The sequence below is a fragment of the Methyloceanibacter sp. genome, from assembly GCF_049590335.1.
In the GTDB taxonomy this organism is placed as follows: domain Bacteria; phylum Pseudomonadota; class Alphaproteobacteria; order Rhizobiales; family Methyloligellaceae; genus Methyloceanibacter.
In genome coordinates this window covers 1-23619 of sequence record NZ_JBAWCQ010000038.1, presented here as the reverse complement: position 1 = coordinate 23619, position 23619 = coordinate 1, and the positions used below count along the sequence as shown (strand labels likewise).

Annotated in this window: 20 protein-coding genes, 1 tRNA gene and 1 pseudogene; 15 read left to right on the top strand and 7 right to left on the bottom strand. The window is 59.8% G+C overall.

The features are described 5' to 3' along the window. Nucleotides 1-40: 40 nt before the first annotated feature. A complete protein-coding gene (locus WBQ77_RS02635; RefSeq protein WP_424044095.1) occupies nucleotides 41-1225 on the top strand; it encodes a hypothetical protein in 1185 nt (394 codons plus the stop codon). Between the two features lie 33 nt (nucleotides 1226-1258). Here the strand turns inward: WBQ77_RS02635 and WBQ77_RS02630 are convergent, their stop codons facing one another. Beyond that, a complete protein-coding gene (locus WBQ77_RS02630) occupies nucleotides 1259-2674 on the bottom strand; it encodes a glutamate synthase subunit beta (protein ID WP_424058792.1) in 1416 nt (471 codons plus the stop codon). 87 nt (nucleotides 2675-2761) lie between these two features. Further along, nucleotides 2762-7471: a glutamate synthase large subunit gene (gene gltB / locus WBQ77_RS02625; RefSeq protein ID WP_424058813.1), complete on the bottom strand. Its 4710-nt coding sequence runs from the start codon at nucleotides 7469-7471 to the stop codon at nucleotides 2762-2764. A gap of 522 nt (nucleotides 7472-7993) precedes the next feature. Here gltB and WBQ77_RS02620 point away from each other — a divergent pair. The 3 genes from WBQ77_RS02620 to WBQ77_RS02610 are packed head-to-tail and all read left to right on the top strand — an operon-like array spanning nucleotide 7994 to nucleotide 9977. After that, nucleotides 7994-8302, top strand: coding sequence for a DUF2282 domain-containing protein (locus WBQ77_RS02620; RefSeq protein WP_424044091.1), 309 nt, complete (start codon nucleotides 7994-7996; stop codon nucleotides 8300-8302). 5 nt (nucleotides 8303-8307) lie between these two features. Next, entirely contained in the window at nucleotides 8308-9207 is a 900-nt protein-coding gene (locus WBQ77_RS02615) for a DUF692 domain-containing protein (RefSeq protein WP_424044089.1), read from the top strand. Next, the gene (locus tag WBQ77_RS02610) at nucleotides 9204-9977 is read left to right on the top strand and encodes a DNA-binding domain-containing protein (RefSeq protein WP_424058790.1); all 774 of its coding nucleotides are present in this window, start codon (nucleotides 9204-9206) and stop codon (nucleotides 9975-9977) included. The genes WBQ77_RS02615 and WBQ77_RS02610 overlap by 4 nt, the downstream gene beginning before the upstream one ends. Before the next feature lie 160 nt (nucleotides 9978-10137). Here the strand turns inward: WBQ77_RS02610 and WBQ77_RS02605 are convergent, their stop codons facing one another. After that, nucleotides 10138-10614 carry an Hsp20 family protein gene (locus tag WBQ77_RS02605; RefSeq protein WP_424044085.1) on the bottom strand — a complete coding sequence of 159 codons (477 nt, stop codon included), beginning with the start codon at nucleotides 10612-10614 and terminating at the stop codon, nucleotides 10138-10140. A gap of 299 nt (nucleotides 10615-10913) precedes the next feature. Between WBQ77_RS02605 and WBQ77_RS02600 the strand changes: the two genes are divergently transcribed. Continuing rightward, the gene (locus tag WBQ77_RS02600; protein WP_424044084.1) at nucleotides 10914-11870 is read left to right on the top strand and encodes an alpha/beta fold hydrolase; all 957 of its coding nucleotides are present in this window, start codon (nucleotides 10914-10916) and stop codon (nucleotides 11868-11870) included. Here WBQ77_RS02600 and hisN read toward each other — a convergent pair. Both hisN and WBQ77_RS02590 read right to left on the bottom strand, forming a co-directional pair. Continuing rightward, complete coding sequence (hisN, locus tag WBQ77_RS02595; protein ID WP_424058788.1) at nucleotides 11867-12703, bottom strand: histidinol-phosphatase; 837 nt, start codon at nucleotides 12701-12703, stop codon at nucleotides 11867-11869. The genes WBQ77_RS02600 and hisN overlap by 4 nt on opposite strands. Nucleotides 12704-12992: 289 nt before the next feature. Continuing rightward, on the bottom strand, nucleotides 12993-13892 hold the full coding sequence (locus tag WBQ77_RS02590; RefSeq protein ID WP_424058786.1) for an N-formylglutamate amidohydrolase: 900 nt from the start codon (nucleotides 13890-13892) through the stop codon (nucleotides 12993-12995). A 261-nt stretch (nucleotides 13893-14153) separates the two neighbouring features. On the opposite strand from WBQ77_RS02590, the gene cpdR reads away from it, so the two are divergent. From cpdR to WBQ77_RS02565, 5 genes are all read left to right on the top strand, one after another. After that, nucleotides 14154-14543: a cell cycle two-component system response regulator CpdR gene (cpdR, locus tag WBQ77_RS02585; protein ID WP_045368735.1), complete on the top strand. Its 390-nt coding sequence runs from the start codon at nucleotides 14154-14156 to the stop codon at nucleotides 14541-14543. Between the two features lie 73 nt (nucleotides 14544-14616). Continuing rightward, nucleotides 14617-14691 (top strand) — tRNA-Val (locus WBQ77_RS02580). Between the two features lie 86 nt (nucleotides 14692-14777). Next, entirely contained in the window at nucleotides 14778-15587 is an 810-nt protein-coding gene (locus WBQ77_RS02575) for an SOS response-associated peptidase (RefSeq protein ID WP_424044079.1), read from the top strand. A gap of 737 nt (nucleotides 15588-16324) precedes the next feature. Further along, nucleotides 16325-16579 (top strand): hypothetical protein, encoded by a 255-nt coding sequence (locus WBQ77_RS02570; protein WP_424042354.1) that lies wholly within the window; start codon nucleotides 16325-16327, stop codon nucleotides 16577-16579. Nucleotides 16580-16699: 120 nt separating this feature from the next. Further along, complete coding sequence (locus WBQ77_RS02565; RefSeq protein ID WP_424042356.1) at nucleotides 16700-16864, top strand: hypothetical protein; 165 nt, start codon at nucleotides 16700-16702, stop codon at nucleotides 16862-16864. A gap of 708 nt (nucleotides 16865-17572) precedes the next feature. Here WBQ77_RS02565 and WBQ77_RS02560 read toward each other — a convergent pair. Then, nucleotides 17573-18199: a hypothetical protein gene (locus tag WBQ77_RS02560; RefSeq protein ID WP_424058783.1), complete on the bottom strand. Its 627-nt coding sequence runs from the start codon at nucleotides 18197-18199 to the stop codon at nucleotides 17573-17575. A gap of 192 nt (nucleotides 18200-18391) precedes the next feature. After that, nucleotides 18392-19962: pseudogene (locus WBQ77_RS02555) on the bottom strand (arylsulfatase). A gap of 327 nt (nucleotides 19963-20289) precedes the next feature. Between WBQ77_RS02555 and WBQ77_RS02550 the strand changes: the two are divergent. The 5 genes from WBQ77_RS02550 (at nucleotide 20290) to WBQ77_RS02530 (ending at nucleotide 23565) form a co-directional block, all read left to right on the top strand. Continuing rightward, nucleotides 20290-20577 (top strand): hypothetical protein, encoded by a 288-nt coding sequence (locus WBQ77_RS02550; protein WP_424042358.1) that lies wholly within the window; start codon nucleotides 20290-20292, stop codon nucleotides 20575-20577. Nucleotides 20578-21593: 1016 nt separating this feature from the next. Then, nucleotides 21594-21803 (top strand): hypothetical protein, encoded by a 210-nt coding sequence (locus WBQ77_RS02545; protein ID WP_424044261.1) that lies wholly within the window; start codon nucleotides 21594-21596, stop codon nucleotides 21801-21803. 466 nt (nucleotides 21804-22269) lie between these two features. Beyond that, on the top strand, nucleotides 22270-22533 hold the full coding sequence (locus tag WBQ77_RS02540; protein ID WP_424044259.1) for a DUF3303 domain-containing protein: 264 nt from the start codon (nucleotides 22270-22272) through the stop codon (nucleotides 22531-22533). A gap of 102 nt (nucleotides 22534-22635) precedes the next feature. Continuing rightward, a complete protein-coding gene (locus WBQ77_RS02535) occupies nucleotides 22636-22833 on the top strand; it encodes a hypothetical protein (RefSeq protein WP_424058781.1) in 198 nt (65 codons plus the stop codon). A 333-nt stretch (nucleotides 22834-23166) separates the two neighbouring features. After that, nucleotides 23167-23565, top strand: a complete 399-nt coding sequence (locus tag WBQ77_RS02530) for a hypothetical protein (RefSeq protein WP_424044257.1) — start codon at nucleotides 23167-23169, stop codon at nucleotides 23563-23565. The last annotated feature ends 54 nt before the right edge of the window (nucleotides 23566-23619 follow it).

The following is a 23619-nucleotide window of genomic DNA, read 5'->3' as shown; positions in this document are numbered from 1 at the left end:
TGGGATCTTGATGTCTCCCTCTAGGAACTCGCGCACCCCTATGCCTCGTTTGATTGGCCTGATCGCGCTGACGCTCGCAGCGTATCTCTTACCCGTCACGCCCCAGCCAGTGGCAGCGCAAGACGCGCTCGCCCATCGCAGCTACATCACACCCTTTCCCAATGGCGACCGCTACCGTGTGGTGGTCCTCGGCGACGGGCTGGGAGAGGGGCTTTGGAATGGGCTCTATCGTACCTTCGAAGACAACCCTTCCGTGGACGTCCTTCAGCAGTCCAAGAAGTGGACCGGCTTTACCGATCCGAAGCGCTTCGACTGGAATACCCAGATCGATCAGATCATGAAGGACGGCAATTACCATGCCGCGGTCGTTCAGTTCGGGCTAGGCGAGAACAAGCCGATCCGCAAAGGCGGCAAGCTGCTCAAGGTGGGGACCGAGGAATGGCGCGAGGCCTATGGCGAACGCGTTGAGACGTTCATCGCTAAATTGCGGGGTACGGGGCTCGGCGTCTACTGGGTCGGCCTGCCGGTCATGCGTTCGGCGGGAAAGCGGGCCGCGGCCGAACGGCTCAATGATGTGTTTCGCGAGAAAGCGTTCGTGAACGGCGCCAAATTCGTCGACACGTGGGCTGAGTTCGCCGACGAGAACGGTCAGTACACCCTCGTCGGCACCGACGAGCAGGGGCGGACCCAGCGCCTACGCGACGGCGACGGCTTTACCTCACGCGGCAATCTGAAACTTGCCAAGATCGTGAACAAGGAGCTTGGCAAGGATATCGACCTTGCGAAAAAGGAACGCGACATCCCGCTCGCCGGCGATCCCGAGGAACAGGCCAAGGTGGCCACGGGACTGACGTCTGCGCCAGAGCCGGCAGCCAGGCGCGCGGCCGGCGAGGCTGCGGATGGCGGCGAGGAGAACGTCTTAAGAGAGGACCAGGTCGGGGATGTCAGTGTCTTCCGGCCGAACCGGGACGTGGCCGCGCCACTTGCCGATCCGTCGGCAGATGCTGCGGGCGTCGGCGCGCGTGATCCGCGGGTGATCACGTCGGACTTGCCGGGCGGCTATACCGCGATCTCGTCAATCTCCGCAGTTTCCGATGTCACGTTGTCCTCGTCACGGCCGCAGTTGCCGCTCGCGCAACGGCCCTATTACCGGGTTCTCGTGCGCGGCGAGCAGTTGGAGCCGAAGTCCGGGCGCGCCGACGATTTCGGCTGGCCGCCCAGCTAGGCGAGATGATCCCGCAGCGAAGCACGGCGCGGCCTAGCGCGGCAGCAGTGTCGATCCCATCAGGAACTTGTCGATCGCGTGGGCGGCTTGCCGGCCTTCGCGAATAGCCCAGACCACGAGCGATTGGCCGCGGCGCATATCGCCCGCTACGAAGACTTTGCCATGCGAGGTCTGGTAGTCGACGTCGTTGGCCTTGACGTTGCCGCGCTGGTCGAGATCGACGTCGAGATCCGCGATCATGCCTTCCTCGACCGGGTGCACGAAACCCATGGCCAGGAATACAAGATCCGCGGGGATCGTGAATTCTGAGCCTTCGATCGGCTTCATCTGCTCGTCGAGGCGCACGCATTCCAGCTTCTCGACCTTGCCTTCGCCAAGGAACCGGCTCGTCGCCACGCTGAAATCGCGGGCAGCGCCTTCGGCTTGGCTCGACGAGGTGCGGAACTTGAGCGGCCAGTGCGGCCAGGTCATCGCTTTGTTTTCCTGCTCGGGCGGTTCCGGCATAATTTCGAGCTGCGTCACGGTGGTCGCGCCCTGACGGAATGATGTGCCGATGCAATCCGAGCCTGTGTCGCCACCGCCGATTACCACCACGCGCTTGCCCTTGGCGCTGATGGGATCCACGTCGCCGAGCGGCTCGCCCGACACGCGGCGGTTCTGCTGCGGCAGGAAAGTCATGGCGAAGTGAACGCCATCGAGTTCGCGTCCGGGCACGGCGAGATCGCGCGGGTGCTCCGACCCGCCCGCTAGCAGCACGGCGTCGTGATTACGCTCCAGGTCGCGGGTATCGAGATCTTTTCCGACTTCAACATTGCAATGGAAGGTAACGCCTTCGGCTTCCATCTGCTCGACGCGGCGTTCGATGACCGACTTCTCCATCTTGAAGTCGGGAATGCCGTAGCGGAGCAGTCCGCCGGGATATACGTGCTTCTCGAAGACATGCACGTCGTGGCCTGTGCGCGCAAGCTGCTGCGCAGCTGCGAGCCCCGCAGGCCCCGATCCCACGATGGCGACACGCTTGCCGGTCTTCGTCTCGGGCGGCTGCGGCACGATCCAGCCTTCGTCGAAAGCACGGTCCGCGATGGCGCGCTCGATGGACTTAATCGTTACCGGCTCGTCGATTATGTTCAGTGTGCAAGCCGCCTCGCAAGGTGCCGGGCAGATGCGCCCCGTCACTTCGGGGAAGTTGTTCGTCGAATGCAAGTTTAACGCCGCGTCCTGCCAGTCGGCGTGATAAACGAGGTCGTTCCAGTCCGGGATCTGATTGTTGACGGGGCAGCCGGTATGACAATATGGAATGCCGCAATCCATGCAGCGCGCGGCCTGCTTGGTGATGTCCGCATCGCTCAAAGCGATGACGAATTCCTTGAAGTGGCGCACACGGTCGGCGGCGGGCTGATAGCCCGACTCTTCCCGCTCGATCTCCAGAAATCCTGTAACTTTGCCCATTCGATTAGGATCTCCGCCCTACTCATCTCAACCCTGCCAGCGCTTCGGCCTTACCGAAGCCCGGCTCTCAAATCTCAGCCGTGCCGCTTATTTGCCGTTCCCGCGCAAGCCGATCTCGATTTCATCGAGCCCGTCCGGGTCGGTGGCCTGCTGGCGCGCCATTTCCTGCAGCGCGCGTCGATACTCCACCGGCATAACCTTGACGAACTTCGGCAAGTAGGTGGACCAATTGTCCAGGATATCGCGCGCCCGCGACGAGTCAGTATAGTGCAGATGGTTCTCGATCAACTTGCGCAGGCGCAAGGCATCGTGACGCGTCATGTCGGTCAGGTCGACGAGGCCGTGAGTCTCAAGGTCACCGCCCTGATGCTGATCCTTCTCCATGGCTTCGTCCTCGCACGGCATCGGCTCGAGCTCTACCATGGCCATGTTGCAGCGCTGCTCGAAATCGCCGGACTCGTCGAGCACATAGGCGACGCCGCCTGACATGCCGGCTGCGAAGTTGCGGCCCGTCGGACCGATCACCACGACCACCCCCCCGGTCATGTATTCGCAGCCGTGATCACCCGTGCCTTCAACTACGGCCGTCGCGCCGGAATTGCGGACGCCGAAACGCTCGCCGCCGAAGCCGCGGAAATAGCATTCGCCGGCAATGGCCCCGTACATAACCGTGTTGCCGACAATGATCGACTTTTCTGGAACGATCCCCGAGTTCTCTGGTGGCCGGACGATGATGCGGCCACCAGAGAGTCCCTTGCCCACATAGTCGTTGCCTTCGCCGACAAGTTCGACCGTCACGCCGTGCACGAGCCAGGCCCCGAAGCTCTGTCCGGCCGAGCCGTTGAAGCGAATCCAGATCGTGTCGTCCAAAAGCCCTGCATGGCCATAGCGCTTGGCGATCACGCCTGAGAGCATCGCACCTGTCGACCGGTCTACATTCTTGATGGGAAGGTCTAGCTTGACGGGCGTCCTCTCTTCGATCGCGGGGCGGCACAGTTCGATCAGCCTTTGGTCCAGCACGGTCTCCAGGCCATGGTCCTGGCGCTCGGTATTGCTGATCGGATGATCCAATGCGTTTTCCAGCTTGTGGAACAGCTTGGTGAAATCGAGCCCGCGCGCCTTCCAATGGTCGATCGCGCTTTCCTTATCCAAAACCTCCGTGCGGCCGATCATCTCCTTGAACGACCGGAAGCCGAGTGCGGCCATGTATTCGCGCACTTCTTCGGCAACGTAGAAGAAGAAGTTGATGACGTGCTCGGGGGCGCCGGTGAAGCGCGCACGCAGGACCGGATCCTGGGTCGCGATCCCGACCGGGCATGTATTCAGATGACATTTGCGCATCATGATGCAGCCGGCCGCGATCAATGGTGCGGTCGAGAAGCCGAATTCGTCGGCGCCCAGAAGCGCGCCCACAATCACGTCGCGTCCGGTACGCAGACCCCCGTCCACCTGGACAGCGATACGGCCGCGCAGGCGGTTCAGAACCAGCGTTTGTTGGGTCTCGGCAAGCCCGATCTCCCAAGGAGATCCTGCATGCTTGATCGAGGTCAGGGGCGAGGCGCCCGTGCCGCCTTCGAATCCCGAAATCGTCACATGGTCGGCCATGGCCTTCGCGACGCCCGCGGCGACCGTGCCCACGCCGACCTCTGAGACCAACTTCACCGACACGGCGCTCGCCGGGTTGACGTTCTTGAGGTCGTAGATGAGCTGCTTCAGGTCTTCGATCGAATAGATGTCGTGGTGCGGCGGCGGTGAGATGAGGCCAACGCCGGGCGTGGAGTGGCGCACCTTGGCGATGGTCGCATCGACTTTGTGGCCGGGCAGCTGTCCGCCTTCGCCGGGCTTTGCGCCCTGCGCCATCTTGATTTGGATCATGTCAGCGTTGGACAGGTACTCGGTGGTCACGCCGAAACGGCCCGAGGCCACCTGTTTGATCGCCGAGCGCATGGAATCGCCGTTGGGTAGCGGCGTGAAGCGATCCACTTCCTCGCCGCCCTCACCCGTGTTGGACTTGCCGCCGATCCGGTTCATGGCAATCGCGAGCGTCGTATGCGCCTCGCGGCTGATCGAGCCGAATGACATGGCGCCAGTGGCGAAGCGCTTCACGATCTTGGCGGCGGGCTCGACTTCGTCAAGCGGGATCGCCTTCTGCCCGAGCTCCTCGGCGTTCTTGATGCGGAACATTCCGCGCAAGGTGAGAAGCTCTTTGTCCTGCTGATTCACCGCGTCGGCATAGGCGCGATATTTCTCAGGCAGGCTGCCGCGCACCGCATGCTGAAGATCGGCCACGACCTGAGGCCGCCAGGAATGGGCCTCGCCGCGAATCCGGAAGGCGTATTCCCCGCCCACGTCGAGCGCATTCTTCAAGATAGGCGCATTGCTGAAGGCAGCCTTGTGCCGGTCGACGGTCTCCTTCGCGATTTCCGCGAGGCCGACGCCTTCGATCTGGCTGTTGGTGCCCGTGAAGTACTTGGCTACGAAGTCGGACTTGAGTCCAACCGCGTCGAAGATCTGCGCGCCGCAATAGGATTGGTAGGTCGAGATGCCCATCTTGGACATAACTTTCAGCATGCCCTTGTCGACCGCCTTCATGTAGCGCGTGACCGCCTCGTCGAGGGTTGGCTCGTCGTCCAACTCAGGCAGCAGCGTTTCGATGGTTTCGAACGCCAGATACGGGTTGATCGCCTCGGCGCCGTAGCCGGCCAGGGTGCAGTACTGGTTCACCTCGAAGGCCTCGCCGGTCTCGACGACGAGCCCGACCGACGTGCGCAAGCCGCAGCGGATCAGATGATGATGCACCGCGCTCGTCGCCAGCAGCGAGGGGAGCGGAATGCGGTCGCTGTCCGTGGCGCGATCCGACAGGATGATGATGTTGTCGCCTTCCAGAACGGCGGCCTCCGCCTTCTGACACAGCTCGTCCAGCGCGCCGGCCATGCCCTTTTCGCCATACTTGGCGGGATAGGTCATGTCGAGCGTCACCGTCAGGAACTGATTGTCGGCAACCGCGCCAATGGCCCGGATGCGCTCCAGATTCTCGTTCGTGAGAATCGGATGCGCGGCTTCCAGGCGCTTCTCCTTCGAGGTGCCCTCGAGATTGAGCAGGTTGGGGCGTGGACCGATAAACGTCACCAGCGACATGACGAGCTCTTCGCGGATCGGGTCGATCGGCGGGTTCGTCACTTGTGCAAAGTTCTGCTTGAAATAGGTGTGCAGCAGCTTCGGGCGATCCGAAAGGGCCGAAATGGGCGTGTCAGTTCCCATGGAGCCGATCGCTTCCTGGCCGGTCTGGGCCATGGGAAGCATCAGGAATTTCAGGCTCTCTTGCGAATAGCCGAAGGCTTGCTGGCGATCCAGCAGGCTGACATTCGGGCGCGCAGGTGGCACCGCCGCGCCCGGCAACTCATGCACGTGGATCTGAGTCCGGTCGAGCCAAGCCTGGTAGGGATGCGAGTCGGTGAGCTCCGCCTTGATTTCCTCGTCCGAGACGATGCAGCCTTTTTCGAGATCGATGAGCAGCATCTTGCCGGGCTGGAGGCGCCACTTCTCGACGATCTTGTCTTCCGGGAAGGGCAGAACGCCCGCCTCCGAGGACATGACGACGAGGCCGTCGTCGGTCACGAAATAGCGGGCGGGCCGCAGACCGTTCCGGTCCAGCGTGGCGCCGATTTGCCGTCCGTCGGTGAAGGCCATGGCGGCCGGGCCGTCCCAAGGCTCCATCAGGCAGGCGTGATACTCGTAGAAAGCGCGGCGCTTGGCATCCATCAGCGGGTTGCCGGCCCAGGCCTCGGGGATCAGCATCATCGCGGCATGGGCGAGGCTGTAGCCGCCCTGGACCAGGAATTCGAGTGCGTTGTCGAAGCAAGCCGTGTCGGATTGGCCTTCATAGGAGATCGGCCACAGCTTCTCGATCTCATCGCCGAATAGTGGCGAAGACACGCTCGCCTGGCGCGCGGCCATCCAATTCACGTTGCCCCGCAGCGTATTGATCTCACCATTATGGGCGACCATGCGGAAGGGGTGCGACAGCTTCCAGGATGGGAAGGTGTTGGTCGAAAATCTCTGGTGAACCAGCGCCAACGCCGAAATGAATTTCGGATGGTGCAGGTCCTGATAGTAGGCTCCAAGCTGGTAGGCGAGGAACATTCCTTTGTAGACCACAGTGCGGCACGACATGGACACGATGTAGAAGCCGATATCGCGCCCGCCTGTCTCGCCATTGATCGTGTTGGAGATCACCTTGCGCAGCACGAGGAGTCGGCGCTCGAACTCCGACTCGTTGGTTATGCCGGAGCCGCGTCCGATGAAAATCTGCCGGTGAACCGGCTCGGTCTCGATGACCTCCGGCGACAGGGTTGCGTTGTCCGTCGGCACGGTGCGCCAGCCGAGCAGGGTCAGACCTTCCGATTCGATCACGCGCTCGATCGCGGATTCGCAATAGATTCGCTGAGCCTGATTGGACGGCATGAAGATTTGACCGACTGCGTACTCCCCCGGCTCGGCCATAGTGAACCCGAGCGGCGCGCAAACCTCTTCGAAGAACTCATGCGGGATCTGAACCAGCATGCCTGCGCCATCGCCGTCGCGCGGGTCGGCGCCTGCAGCCCCGCGATGGGTCAGGTTCACAAGAATCTCGAGGCCTTGCTCGATGATCGTGTGGCTCTTATTGCCCTTTAGGTCCGCAATGAACCCGACGCCGCACGCATCGTGTTCGTTGGCCGGGTCGTAGAGTCCTTGGGCGCGCGGCAGGCCGTTCGGAGCCGCGTTGAAAGGTCCAGGTATGAGCGCACGGGGTGCCATCTTCTGCATGAATACTCGGCCTCGCCTTTGTGGGCGAGCATTTGGGGTTGGGCTAGTAGCCGTCTACCTCACCAATGTGACCGTGTGGGCAGTAGTGAAGATCGAGCCCTAAGCAACGATTGAGAGGCGGTTAGCGCTCCTCTGCGCTAGCGAGGGCGGCGTTTCGAGGCAACTGTTCGCCCCTTGTGAGGCGGTGTGAAAGCTCTGCGCCGCAGACTCTAGTACAAAGGTCAGCAAGCCTGTCCTATTTAGACCCAAAATGCCAGATTTCCGCGGGGCACACAAGCGCAAGATTCACGATGCGATATCGGCGCGATACGCAGAACCCGTCGATGATTACAGGCCACGGAGCGAGCCCTGCAACCGGCTACCGGATCACGCCAATCTGGCGGAGGCGTGATTTGACGGGAGTGGAGATTCGCGGCCCACTTAGGGTGCAACTGCGACAGTCGGTGGACTGAAGATTCTTCGGTCGGCCGTCACCTCCGCAAGACCAACTGAAGCTCTTAAGAAGGACTCGAAATGACCATTCAATCCAAAGACATCTCCGGCGTAGCTGTGGCGAGCGCCTTTGCTGCCGCGCTTGGCCTGGCAGCATCAGCCGTCCCCGCCGCCGCCGCAGACGAGCAGGAGAAGTGCTATGGCGTCGCCAAGGCTGCCGAGAACGACTGCGCCGCCGGCCCTGGCACGACCTGCGCTGGCACGTCCAAGATCGACTACCAGGGCAATGCCTGGAAGCTCGTGCCCAAGGGTAGTTGCACGACCATGGAACTGCCCGGAGATCGCAAAGGCAGCCTTACGGCGCTCGATCGCGACAATCCGCCTGCGTAACGGCGATGGCGCATTCGGCGACATTCGGGACAAGCCCGATTCCGTGTAAGAGCGGGGTCGGGCTGAAGCCCGAGCACTACCGCGACATTCTCGATAGCGCGCCGGATATCGGCTGGTTCGAAATCCACGCTGAGAACTATATGGGTGCGGGTGGCCCACCTCATGCCTATTTGACGGCGATCCGCGAGCGCTACCCAATCTCGCTGCATGGCGTGGGTCTATCCATCGGCGGCGCAAGCCCACTCGATACCGAGCATCTTGCGCGCCTGCGTGCGCTTGCGGACCGTTATCAGCCCGCCTTGTTTTCGGAGCATTTGGCTTGGTCCAGCCACGACACGGTCTACCTCAACGACCTTTTGCCTCTGCCGTATACGGAGGAAACGCTTGCCCGCGTCTGCGATCACATCAATGAGGTGCAGGATGCAATGCAGCGGCAATTGCTTCTGGAGAACCCTTCGACCTATCTGTCCTATATCGAGACGACGATGGCCGAGGTTGACTTCTTGCGCGAGATAGCACGGCGGACGGGCTGCGGTCTGTTGCTCGACGTGAACAATGTCTTCGTGCAGGCAGCCAATCACGGGTTCGACGCCGACGCTTATCTCGATGCGTTCCCGATGGAGCATGTGGGCGAGATTCACCTCGGCGGACATGCTCAAGATACGGACGAAGACGGATCGCTCCTGCTTATCGACGATCATGGGCGTGAAGTCGCCGACCCTGTCTGGACGCTGTATGAGCGCGGGCTTGCGCACACCGGGCCGATGCCGACCCTGATCGAATGGGATAACGACGTCCCGGCGTGGCCTTTGCTTTTGGCGGAGGCGCAACGGGCCGATCGCGTGCTCGTGGCGAGCACCCCTGTTCGCGCCGCCACCGCGCCAGAGCGCGTAACCGCGCTATGAGCACCGACGCCGTCCAGCGCGAAGCCACTTTCGCCCGGGCGGTGCTCGATGCGGCAGCCGGAGTTCCTGCGGTTTTGATGGGCCGCAACGACGCCAGTGCCAACCGGCGCTTCGCGGTCTATCGCAACAATGTCTATGCTGGCCTCATCAACGCGCTTGCGGGTCGGTTCCCGGCGACGGCCAAGCTTGTGGGAGAGGAGTTCTTCCGCGCCATGGCAAGGGAGTATGTGGAGAAGTCCCCGCCAAGCTCGGCGGTTCTTTTGCTCTATGGCGCTGATTTTTCCGATTTCATGGGCGCGTTCCCGCCCGCATTCCCTGTCCCCTATCTCGCAGATGTGGCTCGGCTCGAATGGGCCTGGCACACGGCCTATCATGCTGCCGATGCCGAGCCGTTGTCTCAGGACGCGCTGGCGGCACTTGTCGCGCGCGCCGACGACATCGCCCTTAGGCTTCATCCCTCGCTTAGCGTCATCCGATCCCCTTATCCGGTTGTCACAATCTGGGAGCTCGCATTGCGCGATGGCAAAGATGAACCGGGGCGGCTCCAAGCGGACGGCGAGGACGCCCTGGTGCTTCGTCCCGCGCTTCAGGTGACAGTTCGCCGCCTGCCGCGCGGCGGAGCAGCTTTCGTCCAAGAGCTGATGGAGGGGAAAAACCTGCCGGTTGCCGCGGCGGCGGTCTTGGAGAGCGAGCCAGGCTTCGACCTTGCGGCCAATCTTGCGGGTCTGATGCGAAGCGGCGCCATCGAGGGGACCGTTAATCCACTATAAGTTGTTTTTTATTTAGGATACGTTTTGCGCTAGAATCCTACGCCATCACGGTCACAGCAGGTGCCACCGCCTGCGGTCAGGGAAGGGCGCTCCTCGCACGGGGAACGCCCTTCTGTCTGTGTCCTTTCGACTTCCCGAGCCACATCGGCCGGGCGCGTGCTTAGGCCGCGTGGGTGTCGATCACCTTGGTCTCGTCAGTCTGAGCCTCGCCGGCCTTGGCCGTGATTTCGATGGTGCGCGGCTTCATGGCCTCAGGCAGCTCGCGCGCGAGGTCGACATGGAGCAGGCCATTTTCCAGACTCGCGCCTTTCACCACAACATGGTCGGCCAGTTGGAAACGCCGCTCGAAGCTGCGGCCGGCAATGCCGCGATGCAGATAGGTCGAGTTCTCCTGCTCAACGTGCTTCTCGCCACTAATGGACAAGGTATGCTCCTTCACCTCGATGTCGAGATCGCCTTCGCTGAAGCCGGCGACAGCCATGCTGATGCGGTAGTCGTTCTCGCTCACCCGTTCGATGTTGTAGGGCGGGTAGGCCGGAGCGTCGCCCTCGAAGCTATTCAGCGTATCGAGCAGCGAACCGATCCGGTCGAAACCGACAGTCGAGCGATAAAGCGGGGTCAGATCGAATTGCCTCATGTCACATCCTCCTTATGAAGCGATATGGTGCGGAGCCCGCTCCAGGTGCGGAGCCGGGCACTGAAACGCAAAGCCAAATGGCCTTTGCGCAACCCGGATATAGGGTCGCCATTGGGGCGCTTCAAGAGGGATAGAAGTCTGAATATAAACAGAAATTTCAGGACACCGGCATCCGGGCCGGATGGCGCGCGTGGCCGGGCAGGCCCAAGGTATGTTGTCGCGGGCGCCCCGGCGGCTGTAAGAATGAGCCGGCGAACCAATCGTCCCGCTCAGCGGGATTTCGAGGCTTTCCAATCACGATGACACTCGTTGCGACACCCAAAAATCCCGTCCCGCTCGGCGCGTCCGCGGGCTATCTCGATGTGCGGAAGGGTATCAAGATCCGCTATGCGAGCTGGCAATCCGCCTTGCGTGAGAGGCGCGGCACGGTCTGTATCTTTCCCGGCCGGAACGAGTACATCGAGAAATACTTCGAGGTAATCGGCGAACTCCGCCGCCGGGGGTTTGCCGTTGCCATTCTCGACTGGCGCGGGCAGGGCGGGTCGACCCAGCTAGTCCGCGGGTCCTCTCGCGGGCACGTGCGCAGCTTCATCGACTATGAGGAGGACATCCATCAGTTCATGAAGGGTGTCGTGCTGCCCGACTGTCCGATGCCCTACTACGCGCTGGCGCACTCGATGTCGGCTCCAATCCTCTACAATGCGGCGACCAAGCGCGGGTGCTGGTTCAATCGCCTGATTACGACGGCACCCATGGTCGAACTTGCCAGACTTCCGTTCCCCCCGGAGGTTTGCGGAGGGCTGGCGAAGGGGCTGTCGCTTTTGGGGCTTGGCAAGCAGGCCGTGCCCGGCGATCCGTTCGTCTGGACGAGCGACGTCTTTGAGGGAAATCCCCTGACCTCGGATCGGGAGCGGTTCTATCGCAATGTCGAGGTGCTCGATTCGGCGCCGGGCCTCGCGGCCGGACCGCCGACCGTCGGTTGGCTCAGCGCCGCGTTCGACGCGATGGGGCGCCTCGATAGCGAGAAATACGCGCCGAAAATCCGTGTACCTTCGTTGCTGGTCGTCGCCGGTGACGACCGGATCGTCTCAAACAAGGCGATCGAGGCCTTGTCGTCGCGGTTGCGAGCCGGCACGCAGATCGTGCTGCGCGGTGCCCGCCATGAAATCCTTCAAGAACGGGATGCGATCCGCGAGCAGTTCTGGGCGGCCTTCGATGCGTTCGCGCCGGGCGTGGCGATGCGCAAAACCGCCTAGGCGGATAAGATCTTCAGGGCTGCCGCGTGCAGTGCGGGATCGCCGGCCGCCACGATGCGCCCGCCCTTGTTGGGATCGCCACCCTCCCAGGTCGTCACGACACCGCCCGCGCGCTCGACGATCGGCACGAGCGGCATGATGTCGAACGGTTTTAGTCCGGCCTCGACGACGAGGTCGATCTGCCCCATCGCGAGAAGACAGTAATTGTAGCAGTCGCCGCCGAAGCGGCGCAGACGCACCGCATGCGTCAAAGTTTCGAAGCGGGCAAGCTCAAAAGCATCGAATAGCTCCGGCGCGGTGCTCGCCAAGATGGCGCAGTCGAGCGCGGGGCATGGTCTCACCCGGATCGTTTGCCTCTCGCCGCCCTGACCCGCACCTCGAGCGAAGAAGCTCTCCGTTTCGCTGCTCCAGAACCGTTCACCGGTATAGGGCTGGTTCATCATCCCCAGCAGCGGCGCGCCATGCGCAGTTAAACCGATGAGCGTGCCCCAAAGGGGCTGGCCCATGATAAAGCCGCGTGTGCCGTCGATCGGATCGATAATCCAACAGTAGTCGGCGTCCGGGCGCTCGTCCCCGAATTCCTCGCCGACAATGCCGTGTTCGGGATAGGTCTCCGACAGGATGGCGCGAATGGCAGATTCCGCGTTCCGGTCGGCCACGGTGACCGGGTCGAACTCGGCGCCACCCTTGTCATCGACGGCCAATTCGGTGCGAAAATGTGGCAATATGACCGCGCCAGCCCTCTCAGCGAGCGCATGCGCTGTCGTTATATAGCCCTGGAAATCGAGTTGAACTGTTTTGGTCACGGCCCAAGGCTTGGCGGTCTTTACCATTGTGTGTCAAGGCTCCCCGAGGCTTTAGGGATAAGACTTAGAGAAAAGTCTTACGGGCGGACGGCGGCAGCGGGTATGCCGGATTTCCACCCATCGGCGTGACCTCGCGGCATCACTGTTTCAGTACTGTCGCAAATTTCCGTGCACACCTTGATTTTTGTGCGTTGCAATGACACATTGTTGCAATGCGGTATAGCTCTCCAGGCCATACCGCTGCCCTCCTTGGGCGTTTCCTCCCTAGACTTGGGCCGTTCGTTCACTCGGACGGCCCTTTTTTTTGGCAAAGGGTTTATTCGGCCGCTGCGCGCGGGACGACGAGACCCGGAAAGCCGGGCAGGAGGCCGCGGATCAAGGTTTGCAGCTTGTCCCGCAGCTCTTCGAACCGAGCCGTTCGTTCGAACGTCGCCTCGTCCATGTAAAGCGCCCGATTGATTTCAATCTGCAGAACATGCTGGGCCTTGTGGGGCCGGCCGTAATGTTCGGTGATGTAGCCGCCCGCATACGGTTTGTTGAGCGCGACGCAAAAGCCCAAGCTATCCAACGACCGGGCAGCGATACGGGTGAGCTCGCTGCTGCACGAGGTTCCGAAACGGTCGCCGAGAACAAAGTCCGCCCGGCTCGAGCGTTTGTCCGTCTGCGGGCTTGAGGGCATGGAATGGCAATCGATCAGCACCGCGAAGCCGAACTCCCGTTTGGCCTCGAGCAGAAGCCCCGAAAGGGTCTCGTGATAGGGCAAGTATAGGCGGTGGATCCTTTCCAGCGCGGCTGCGACCGAGAGGGGTTCTCTGTAGATTTCGTCGGATTCTGAGACAATCCGGGCAATGGTTCCAAGGCCCCCGACCACGCGGACCGACTGGGTGTTGGCATAATGAGGCAGTCCGTCGCGGAACAGGGTCGGGTCCAGCTCGTAGGGCTCGCGGTTCACGTCGAGATAGGCCCGCGGGAAATGGGCGTGGAGCAGCGGGGCCCCGAGCGCGGCCGCAAAGCTGAAAAGCTCATCCACATAGGCGTCCTCGGACCGGCGCAAAGTCAGCGGGTCGAGCTTCGAGGAGGCTAGGAACGACCTGGGATAGACGCGGCCGGAGTGGGGCGAGTTGAACACTAGAGGGAGACCGAGTTTTTTGGGGCGTGCCACTGTGTAAGGCGGTGAAAGTTCCCGTTCGATCGCTTCGGCCTCTTTGCGGCTCATTCGCCAAACCTTTATTTTCTTGCGTTTCGGCGCCGGCGGCCGGCCAAGGGCCTCCGCGCCAGGTTAACTCTGCCAACGAGAGCTGTGCCTGTCCAGGCGTGTTCCGGCTTGTGCCGGGGCCAAATAGCGGCAATGATTTGGTCGTTACCACAGGGAGTCCGTTCCGAACCTTTCGAAATCGGGCAAGCGGTCGTTTACATAATTCGTGTAGGCCCAAGGGATGTGGGTCCTACGGGGCGAGTGTGAAGGGGGACGAGGGCTATGGAGGCGAATGATCCGCGGGTGCGCAGCGTTCAACGTATTCTTCTTGCAGAAGACGATGACGATATGCGCCGGTTCCTGGTCAAGGCGCTGGAGAAGGCCGGGTACGATGTGGTGTCGTTCGGCAATGGCATGGAGGCCTATGAGCGGCTCCAGGAAGAGCCCTTCATGCTGCTTCTGACCGATATCGTCATGCCCGAGATGGACGGTATCGAACTTGCGCGGAAGGCCGCCGAACTCGATCCGGATCTGAAGATCATGTTCATTACCGGATTCGCGGCCGTGGCCCTCAATCCGGACAACAACGCGCCCAAAGACGCCAAAATCCTGTCGAAGCCTTTCCACTTGCGCGATTTGGTGGACCAGGTGGAGCGGATGCTGGCCGCTTAGCCAAAGGCGCCAAAATCCGCGGCTTGCCTTCTGGCGCCGCCGCCCATATAGAAAGCGCCTTGCCAAGCAGACCGGGCGGCTAGCTCAGCGGTAGAGCACTACGTTGACATCGTAGGGGTCACTGGTTCGATCCCAGTGCCGCCCACCATTTTTATCATCAAAAACATATAGTTATGACGCAAGCGTCGCGACAGGCTCTCGGCAGCGGCGGAGTGTTGACCTTATGTTGACCGCTTGGACAAAGCACGACGCTGCTTCGTTATCGAGACGGGCCGCATCATCGTTTTCCGGTCATGCTTGTTGCTCTATCGTCTGATCATGTGCGGTCGCGTTATCCAGAGTTCGAGCCCCTTGAGGCTTTCCATCGTCGATGGGCTTGAGGCAAGCGAAGACCGCTTGAGCACCTTCCGGTCCCGCTACAACGCAGCGCCTAGCCAGAACCTGCTTGTCATCGCGGAGGATAAAGAGACGGGCAAGCCCGCTCTCGAACTCATGCGGTGGGGCCTCATTCCCTGCTGGATGAAGGATGCGAAGGGTGGCCGCAAGCCCATCAACGCGAAGGCCGAGACCGTGGCCAAGCTTCCGATGTTTCGGACGGCCTATGCCAAACACCGCGGCATCATTCCCGTTGATGGCTTCTTTGAGTGGCATGCGATCAAAGACGTGAAGGCGAAGCAGCCCTACGCCATCGCCATGAAGGATGGCTCACCCTTCGGGCTCGCAGGCATCTGGGACAACTGGAAAGACCCTGAGACCGAAGAGTGGATCAGGACCTTCGCGATCATCACGCTGCCCGCGAATAAGCTGCTCGATAAAATCCACCATCGGATGCCCGCGATCCTTGAGCCGAGCACGTATTACCGCTGGCTCGGGCCTGAGCCGGACCCGCACGATCTGCTTATCTCGTATCCGTCCGAGCCGATGAAGATGTGGCCAATCTCGCGGCGTGTGAACTCACCCGCGAATGATGATGCGGCCATTCTGGAGCCCGCAGTTCAAGCGACGTCCGATCCACTCAAGTGGAAACTGCCGACGAGCGCGTGAGCAGTAGGAAGACCTGCTCGTAGAGAAGCTCGACTGCCCCACACCCTGCCGTGAACGAGCGAGAGGTTCAGAGCACGTCGTTCTGACACAGCGTGATTGGTAATACACGCTGCCAGTTTCTACCTTCTAATCATGACAATCCCGATAAATGAAAGCCACCATGCTCGCACTTGCACTTCTCGCAGCCTCTGGCGCACCTGTTCTGGCCGACGGTTTCCCGAACCCCTACCAGACGACGATGGATCGCTAGGCGATCTACCTAGCAGCAGAGCCCTGGTGTTCCCTCCCTGGCCGGGGCTTTTCCTTTGCCTAATGCCATTGATCCCGATCAAAGCCACGGCACGTCCTTCAGCAGCTTAATGGCAGTGCCGCGCTAGGCGTTGTTCCCCGCCCATAGCGCTACCGACGCCTATGCTGTCGGCAGGTCCGGCTTGAATGGCCATGCAGGCCGGGCCTTCTCATTGGTCGGTGATCCAAACGCCATGAGCCCGCGTATCCTTGACGACACGTTAAGGCTGCCCCCTGCACCCCCCCACGCAATGGCCTTGGCGTTGTACTCTCCTAAGCCCCGGCCCCCCCCCGCGCCGGGGCTTTCCCTTTGCCAGATCATACCTAGCAACTGCCACCGCCGTGTAAGGGATCTACCCTATCGAGACGGCGCGGGCCTCGGACTACCTCTCACTCATCGACGAACAACAGCGCATCGCCACCCAACACCTTCGATGAGGAGACATCCGATGAACATTTTCACCAAGACAGCAGTCCTCGCAGCAATCGCCGCATCACTGACCGTACCGCTCCTGATGGCCAACCCGGCAACCGCCGGTGGCCTCGTTAGCCCCGAAGAACTCGTGATCCGCGGCGTAACGAACGGCCTCACCTCCATCGCACGCGACGCCGAACGGCAGTGGAAGTCCCATTACGCGCTCAAGAAGTGCTATGCGCGTTATGGAAAGCGGGCTGCCACGCGCATCTGCGACCGGTATCGCTAAACGGTGATTGCGCCCGAAGGCACGAGGCCCGGTTTGCAGACAGATGCAGGCCGGGCCTTCTTCATAAGGAGCAGCCTGCTACACTCGGCCTGCGCGGGGCAAGCACATGAGGGGCTTCCCATGACAGACGACGATAAGGCCGATGAGATAGCTTGCGGCTCGACGCGGTCACGCACACCTTGGAAGGCTGTTGCCATAGTCCTTGCGCTTGTGCTGGGGGTTGTCCTGATCTGCGCCGCAGTCGTGGTGGTAGACCTTACCGACTTGGCATTGTCACTTCTGTAACGAAGCCAGGAATGCCGCTTCATTCGTTTGCACGTTGGCACATGATCGCGCACTGCTACACTCAGCCTGTGCGGGGGCAAGCACAGAGGATTGCAAAGTGCATGGTCAAAGCGGTGTACACTTTGTCGCAAATTGAAAAAAAGGAGAATGTCTGATGAAACACTATATTGCTATCTGTCTTCTTGCTGCGGGGTTAGCGGTAACATTCACTGTTCCTGCCTCTGCCGAGCAGATGTACGTCATGAAGGATATGAGAACCGGCAAGTGCATGCTTATGAGGCAGCTACCTGCGACCCCAACCCAACGGTTCAGCATGATGGGCCTCTATAAAAACACAGCGCAGGCCAAAAGGATCGCACGCCGGTGCAATAGAGGGCGGTTGTAGCGGTCGGTTATCCGCCAAGTGTCTTCCCCAGGCCCGGTTCTGCATGACCACGCAGGCCGGGTCTTTTTCGTGAGCCATGCCGCCCGCTAAACTGCGCCAGCACGGGGGAAGCACATGAGGGGCTTCCCAATGACAGACGACAACGACGCCAAGGCGAGATTTGATGCAATACGCTTCGAGTATTCCAGGTTCTGCAAACTTTATGGTTTTGCGGAAGAGTGCTAAGGCTCAACCCGCGCTGTTTGGGGCCGTGTCGGCTTTGCGTCAGTAGCGGACATCAGAACGCGTTTTGGGGACGACCGCTCTTAGCCAGAAAGCGGATGTCAATGCCCTGGGCTATTCGTAGACCGCTCGTTCAACTCTTCTTGGAACAGCTCGATACCGCGCCGTAGCTCCTCTTCCTCGGCTTCCGTAAATGCCTTAGGCAGATCAGGCTCAAGCAGGATCGCTGATAGCTGCATGTGCGCCCGCCGCTCTCCGACGCGAAACACCGTATGGAACGGGCTTGTGATTAGGCCGGGTCGATAGGCAAACGCCACAGGGTAGAGTTGGACCGGCAGGTCAGATTCGATACGCTTGATGGCTGAGTGCCACGCCAACTCGCTTGCCGGATCAGCCTCTATAATGACAGAGCTCCGCTTGTCTTCGGCCAATGAGACCGCCCGCGCATATGCCTCGGCCTGAGCGACGGTTGTGAGCATCACCGACGCGCAATGGGTGAATAGTTGTTGCAGAGCGTCCTGGTCGAACTGCTCAGGGCCTGAGCCGTCAAATGCCAAGATGATGGCAGTGCGTGGAATTTCACAGCCGGTCGAGCATATACCTTCAGGTGTGATGAGCAGCGTATCTGGTCGGTTGACGAGTGCAGCGCGGTACGGAAGATCGGCAATGACACGCTGCTTCTCTTCGTCTGCTAGCAGGTCAACTTCGGTGGTGTTGTCGTTCGCCATCTCAACTCCATCAATGCAGCCAACGCTGTAGAAATCGGAAGGTCCTAAGCGGCTCATTCTCCGCAATTGGTCGCGCCGGTTCCAGCACTATTCGCGGCACAAAAATATGAGATTGGTTCTCCAAAGGTCTCACGGCGACGCAGTGGGCCAGTCAGACGGCTGGCCGCCAACGGCCAGCCGCATTTCGCAGTTTTAGTTGTTGGTTGCGGCCGACATCTTGGCGATTACATCGTCGACGTTGAACTTTGCCGGTTTCTGTCGGGGCGGGTATTCCTTAAACGTCTCCAGGAACTCTGCGACAATCGTCTGCGATGGGACGAGCGTAAATGGGTGACGGATCCACCAATTATTGTAGGCATTGGCGTCAGTATCCGCGCGCTCGAACGGGTCCATGCGAAGGTTGAAGACCTTCGGCAGCCGCAGCGACACGAACGGTTCCGACCAAACGTCCCAGGACCGGGCCCGCTGCTCCATGAAAACCATCTTCCAATCGTTCCGGCGGAGTCCAACCAGCTGGCCAGCATCATTCCAATAGAAGAACTCTTGGCGGGGTGATTTATCCGCGTTGCCAGCTAAGAACGGGAGAAGGTTGTAGCCATCGAGATGCACCTTGTAGGTTTTGTCGCCGACCTCGTAGCCGCTCTTAAGCTTCTGTTTGATATCCGGCTCGCCAACAGCGGCCATGACCGTTGGCACCCAATCCAGATGGGACACAATGTCGGTCGTCACTGCTCCTTCTTTGATTTTGCCAGGCCACCTTACAATACCCGGAACACGATAGCCGCCCTTCCAATTTGTGTTCTTCTCGCCCCGAAACGGCGTGATCCGCCATCAGGCCAGGCATTGTAGTGGGGGCCATTGTCGCACGTGTAGACAACAATAGTGTTGTCTGCGATTCCGAGTTCGTCGAGAACGCTCAGCAGTTGGCCGACATGCTCGACCATACCATCGGCATACAGTCCTTTCCCCGTCTTGCCCTTGCTCTCCGGCTTTAGATGCGTCCAGAGATGCATTCCTGACGGAGAAAACCATGCCATCCATGGCTTGCCTGCCTTGTGATTTCGCTTGATAAAATCAATTGTGCGTTCCGTAAATTCGTCATCAGGGGTTTGCATTCGCTTCCGCGTGAGAGGCCCCGTGTCCGTGCATTCCTGCTTGCCCATGGGGCCGAAGCGCGGATCGTTAACCGGACTCTCTGTGTCTGTCGCTTTGCAATCTAGAACGCCACGTGGGCCGAACTCAGCACGGAACGCCGGGTCCTTGGGGTAAGTTTCCTCTTCCGGTTCCTCTTCGGCGTTCAGATGGTAGAGGTTCCCGTAGAACTCGTCGAAACCATGAACCGTCGGCAGGTACTCATTGCGGTCGCCGAGATGGTTCTTGCCAAATTGACCGGTTGCATAGCCGAGTGGCTTCAGCAAACTCGCGAGTGTGGGATCCTGTTTTTGTAAGCCCAATTTGGCGCCAGGTAAGCCAACCTTCGTAAGACCGGTTCGCAACGGAGACTGACCTGTAATGAAAGCGGCGCGGCCGGCGGTGCAGTTCTGCTCCGCGTAGTAGTCGATGAAGCGCGTGCCCTCGTCCGCAATACGATCAATATTGGGCGTATTGTAGCCGACAAGCCCTTCGCCATAGGCACTTACATTTGTTATGCCGACGTCATCGGCCATGATCAGCAGAATATTGGGTTTGTCTGTGGCTTGCGCGGCGTTTGATCCTGCAAGCATGAAGCAAATAGTTGACCCCAACAAAACGCGCCTCATCATGACAGTCTTCCTTGTTCTTCAATCACGTCCATTGTTGAAACAGCCCGCCTTGCGCGGTGCCTAGCGGCCACATTCGGAGCCGTGAAAAGAGCTTTTCAACCCGACCCAGTCTAGTTGAAGTAAAGCACTCTGCCGCCCTAAACCCGAACAGAGCCTGCCTCGTCTGAACTCAGCGGCCAATGATGACGAGGCGATCCTTGAAGCCGCAGTGCAGGCGACTTCCGATCCACTCAAGTGTAAGCTGCCAACGAGCGCCTGAGGAGCAGAAGCGAACCGAGCTATACTCAACGAAGCTGTTTTTCCTGCGGAGAACCGAACGCCCAAGCCATGACCAACGACCAAGAGCGTGAAGCTTTGAAAAACAAGTGGCGGGCAGGCTTCGAGCGAGAGGGCATCGAGGCAGTTCGCGCGCGAGCTGTCCACAAGCGCCCCGTTGCCTATGGGGTGCCCGAGCAATGGGCCGAGGCTCTGACATGGCTTCGGGAGAAGGAAATCGTAGCAAAGGCACGCGAGGAGAAGGCCGAGGCCCGAGCTGAGGTGGCCTTCTATGTGACGCTCGTCATTCTTATGCTCGCCATCTTGGCCTTGCTCGGTGCGGTCTTCGGATGGCGATGACGCGTTGCAACCATCTACTTGATGCTGTTGGTGGTATCCTCGTTTACACGGGGGAAAGCACAGTGCGGCTTTCCAATGCAGTCGATGACAAGGCGCTCAACTGCTCCACACAGGACCGTGAACCAGCGAGAGGTTTCGAGCACGTCGTTCTGACGCAGCGTTATTGGTAATACGCGCTGCCAGTTTCTAACTTCTGATCATGACAAGCCCGAAGGCAATACCGCAAACGGGGCACTGATTAGGAGACACACGATGAAAGCGACACTTCTTGCTCTGACGATCCTCGCAGCCACTGGCGCACCTGTTCTGGCCGATGGTTTCCCGAACCCCTACCAGACGACGATGGATCGCTAAGCGACCCAATTTCGTATCTCTGAGGAATAGAGCCCCCGGTCTTGCCTCCCTGGCCGGGGGTTTTTCTTTTCTAGGCCGCGAACTGATCCAAACGCCTGGAGCCCGCATAACCTTAACGACACGTTGAAATTACCTCCGTGTCCTCCCAACGAAGTGGCCTTAGCGTTGTACTCTCTAAGCCCCGGTGACCCCGCGCCGTGGCTTTCCCTTTGCCAAACCCCATTGATCCGCATCAAAGCCACGGCATGTCCTTCAACAGCTTAATGGCAGTGCCGCGCTAGGCGTTGCTCCTTCCGCAGTGGCCATCGACGCCGATGCTGTCGGGAGGGCTGGCTTGAATGGCCATGCAGGCCGGGCCTTCTCTCCTCAAAAGCTACGCCAGCCAGCGATTAGGGTATCCACCCTGTCGAGACAGCGCGGGCCCTCGACTAGCTTTCACTCATCGACGAACAACAGCGTATCGCCGCCCAACATTTTCGATGAGGAGATTACCAATGAGCATTGTCACCAAGACCGCAGCATTCACGGCGCTTGCTGCCAACCTTCACCGGGACACTAGGACAGACAACGCTCACCCATGAGGGCGCCGTGCCCCGGACTGGAGAGACAGGGTCTCTAAGTGTCGCAGTTTACTCAATGGGGACGCCGACGACGAGGGACGCATGGAACAGGACATACTCATATCCATCAACGACATCTTGACATCCACCAAGGAGTGGGAGTGGATCAATGTCGTCGCGCTTGGTGTCGCAGTTGGAGCGCTCATCATTGCGAGCGGAAGCCACCAAGCCGCGTTAAGGGCTAAGAAAGCGGTGACTTTTGACGAGCGGTTCTCTGTCTACAAGGATGCCGAAAAGTTCCTCACGGATTGAGATAGGCGCGGACGGCCTGATCTAGATAATGGACTTCCTAGTCTTATTGCCGCATGGAGCCGTCGATAGTTCTTTTTCCCCGACATTGTGTCGGAATATCTCAAGAGGGTTTGGGACGACGCGGTTGCTGCGGACAAGGCTCGAAATATTTATGACGGAATTGCCCAAGGTGATCACGAGAAGGACATGAAGCTCGAGGCAGACTGACGAAAAAGCACATCGAAAACTATGATCGCTTCCGCAAAGCCCTCTTGCCCAATATCAAGGTGGGTTAACTAGACTGGCCTCGGAGGCTGTACGTGTCTGATGAGCGCCGACGACGCCCGTTCCAGCAGCAACGTCGGTGCAGCATGAGTACGCAGGCCGGGTCTTTTTCGTGAGCGATACCGTCAGCTAAACTACGCCTGCGCGGGGGAAGCCCAGAGGGGGTTCCACATAACATCACGACGTTCAGGAGACCAAACACATGAAATTTCTGATTTATTGTGAGATTGATCCTGCGAAGCGCGACGAGAACGTCGCGAGGCTCAAGGCATCGGGACCGGGCCTTCCCGAGAACGTCAAACTTGTGAGCCTCTGGTACTCCGCAACCCTGCTGCAATGCTGGTGCGTAGTAGAAGCAGAAGATGCGCCCTCGCTTGGTGAAATCCAGAAGCATTGGACAGACCTGAATTTCAACTACATCACCCCCGTGCTAACCGAAAGCGAGGTGCTCCAAATTTTCTCGTAGATGTGAGACTCCTCATAAATCAAGGCGTTTCCTAGTACCCTGGCGGGTCGAGCAGATGCCAGCGCCCAAGACCTTGTTCCGGTTCTTTGGGGAGATTTCGTTATGACGATTGATGAGTTTGGTGATTTGGTCGGGAAGGTGACCGCATTTGCAATCGGCATCCCCTTGGTTCTCGTTTCACTTCTCGTAGCGTATTGGCTCGGCGCGACCATCGTTCGGCTAACTGGAATAATCGAACTGCCAGCCCCGATTGATTGGCTTCCTGCTGATTGGACGCAAAATCTGCCACCTCCAAGCTGATCACAGGTTCAGGTGTTTGCTGCCAACATTTGTGCATCATCCCAAGCTGATATTATCAGCCTGCGGAAGAGGCACAGAGGGGGCTTCCACATGACTGACAACGACAAGGCGCCTGATCGGCAACTGGCTTGATCCCCATCAAATCCACGACGACACCGGCGGGAGCCTAATAGCTGTGCCGAGCTAGGCGTTGCTATCTCCTCAGTGGCCATTGGCGCCTATGCTGTTGGCAGGCCCGGTGCTGCCCGAGTACGCAGGCCGGGTCTTCAAACCGCACTCTACCTCTGCATCAGCATTCGAGCGGGCGCATTACGACAATGGGAGGTAAACAGAATGATCGAGACCCTAACAGTTACGCAACTTTTGGCGGCCTTCAGTGGATTGTACATGGTGGCGGCAGGTATTGGTTTGTTGACCGACCGGGACAGCTACCCGAAAATGTTAAACGAATTTAGAGACAACACGGCACTTGGCTATGTCACAGGAGCATTCGTACTCGCACTTGGTGCTGCGATGGTTGCTGTTCACAATCTCTGGACCGGGCCGCTCGCCATAGTCGTCTCTGTGATTGCTTGGTGGACGCTCATCAAGGGCTTTTGCTTATTGGCGATCCGAGACCAATTCCTGGCGCTGGCGAACGCTATCTCACTAAAGAATAGCGCACTGCTCGGTACTGTCGTCATTGTCGTTGGGGCTGCGCTTCTAGCCGCCGGTCTGGTTGGCGTGGGATAAATTTCTGACTGGTTTTTGCTGCGCGGGGAAAAGCACAGATGGGCTTTCCATGAC

Excerpts from the sequence above, each read along its gene's own strand:
- WBQ77_RS02635 (WP_424044095.1), top strand. The coding sequence starts at position 41 with ATGCCTCGTTTGATTGGCCTGATCGCGCTGACGCTCGCAGCGTATCTC.
- WBQ77_RS02630 (WP_424058792.1), bottom strand. The coding sequence starts at position 2,674 with ATGGGCAAAGTTACAGGATTTCTGGAGATCGAGCGGGAAGAGTCGGGC.
- gltB (WP_424058813.1), bottom strand. The coding sequence starts at position 7,471 with ATGGCACCCCGTGCGCTCATACCTGGACCTTTCAACGCGGCTCCGAAC.
- WBQ77_RS02620 (WP_424044091.1), top strand. The coding sequence starts at position 7,994 with ATGACCATTCAATCCAAAGACATCTCCGGCGTAGCTGTGGCGAGCGCC.
- WBQ77_RS02615 (WP_424044089.1), top strand. The coding sequence starts at position 8,308 with ATGGCGCATTCGGCGACATTCGGGACAAGCCCGATTCCGTGTAAGAGC.
- WBQ77_RS02610 (WP_424058790.1), top strand. The coding sequence starts at position 9,204 with ATGAGCACCGACGCCGTCCAGCGCGAAGCCACTTTCGCCCGGGCGGTG.
- WBQ77_RS02605 (WP_424044085.1), bottom strand. The coding sequence starts at position 10,614 with ATGAGGCAATTCGATCTGACCCCGCTTTATCGCTCGACTGTCGGTTTC.
- WBQ77_RS02600 (WP_424044084.1), top strand. The coding sequence starts at position 10,914 with ATGACACTCGTTGCGACACCCAAAAATCCCGTCCCGCTCGGCGCGTCC.
- hisN (WP_424058788.1), bottom strand. The coding sequence starts at position 12,703 with ATGGTAAAGACCGCCAAGCCTTGGGCCGTGACCAAAACAGTTCAACTC.
- WBQ77_RS02590 (WP_424058786.1), bottom strand. The coding sequence starts at position 13,892 with ATGAGCCGCAAAGAGGCCGAAGCGATCGAACGGGAACTTTCACCGCCT.
- cpdR (WP_045368735.1), top strand. The coding sequence starts at position 14,154 with ATGGAGGCGAATGATCCGCGGGTGCGCAGCGTTCAACGTATTCTTCTT.
- WBQ77_RS02570 (WP_424042354.1), top strand. The coding sequence starts at position 16,325 with ATGAACATTTTCACCAAGACAGCAGTCCTCGCAGCAATCGCCGCATCA.
- WBQ77_RS02565 (WP_424042356.1), top strand. The coding sequence starts at position 16,700 with ATGACAGACGACGATAAGGCCGATGAGATAGCTTGCGGCTCGACGCGG.
- WBQ77_RS02560 (WP_424058783.1), bottom strand. The coding sequence starts at position 18,199 with ATGGCGAACGACAACACCACCGAAGTTGACCTGCTAGCAGACGAAGAG.
- WBQ77_RS02550 (WP_424042358.1), top strand. The coding sequence starts at position 20,290 with ATGACCAACGACCAAGAGCGTGAAGCTTTGAAAAACAAGTGGCGGGCA.
- WBQ77_RS02545 (WP_424044261.1), top strand. The coding sequence starts at position 21,594 with ATGGAACAGGACATACTCATATCCATCAACGACATCTTGACATCCACC.
- WBQ77_RS02540 (WP_424044259.1), top strand. The coding sequence starts at position 22,270 with ATGAAATTTCTGATTTATTGTGAGATTGATCCTGCGAAGCGCGACGAG.
- WBQ77_RS02535 (WP_424058781.1), top strand. The coding sequence starts at position 22,636 with ATGACGATTGATGAGTTTGGTGATTTGGTCGGGAAGGTGACCGCATTT.
- WBQ77_RS02530 (WP_424044257.1), top strand. The coding sequence starts at position 23,167 with ATGATCGAGACCCTAACAGTTACGCAACTTTTGGCGGCCTTCAGTGGA.